This is a genomic window from Leucobacter sp. M11, from assembly GCF_035726885.1.
Taxonomy (GTDB): domain Bacteria; phylum Actinomycetota; class Actinomycetes; order Actinomycetales; family Microbacteriaceae; genus JAPFRB01.
The window spans coordinates 68611-69176 of sequence record NZ_JAPFRB010000008.1; the positions used below are offsets into that span (position 1 = coordinate 68611).

Sequence of the window (566 nt, forward strand, 5' to 3'; positions counted from 1 at the left end):
CCGGCTGGGTCACGCCGCGCATGGTGAGGTCGCCGTCAACGAAGAGCTCGCCGTCCTGCTCGCGAGCGCCCGTGGAGACGAAGCTGAGCTTCGGGAACTCTTCGGCGGCGAAGAAGTCCCCGGTGCGGAGGTGGCCGTCGCGGTTGGGCTCGTTGGTGTTGACGGAGGCGACGTCGGCGGTCGCGGTCACGCTGGAGTCGAGCGGGTTCTCGCCGGTGACGAAGGTCGCGTCGAACTGGTCGAAGGTGCCCTTGACCTTGCTGATGCCGAGGTGGCGGATGGAGAAGCCGACCTCGGAGTGGGTCGGGTCGATGGCCCAGGTACCAGCCTTGTAGCCGGGGATGTCGAGTGCTGTCATGCGGGGTGTGCTCCTCTTGGTGTGATGCGAACCCGGTGGTTCACTTACTTGATGCTTCAATGAATTACTCTAGCAGAACTCGACGCTTCAACCTATTCATGTGGATGAACTTTTCAGAAACTCGCGATGGTTGGGTGGCAATGGGCGTGATGTGCGGCTGCCCGGAGGGGTGGGCCACGAGGGGTTGGCCACGAGGGGTGGCCAAGAG

1 protein-coding gene is annotated in these 566 nt (G+C 63.4%); it reads right to left on the bottom strand.

Going from position 1 to position 566, the window contains the following annotated elements; all coding sequences use genetic code 11:
* Window positions 1-358, bottom strand: a 358-nt coding sequence (locus OOT08_RS18770; RefSeq protein ID WP_325094424.1) for a YceI family protein, incomplete at its 3' end; no start/stop codon positions are given.
* Between the last annotated feature and the right edge of the window lie 208 nt (window positions 359-566).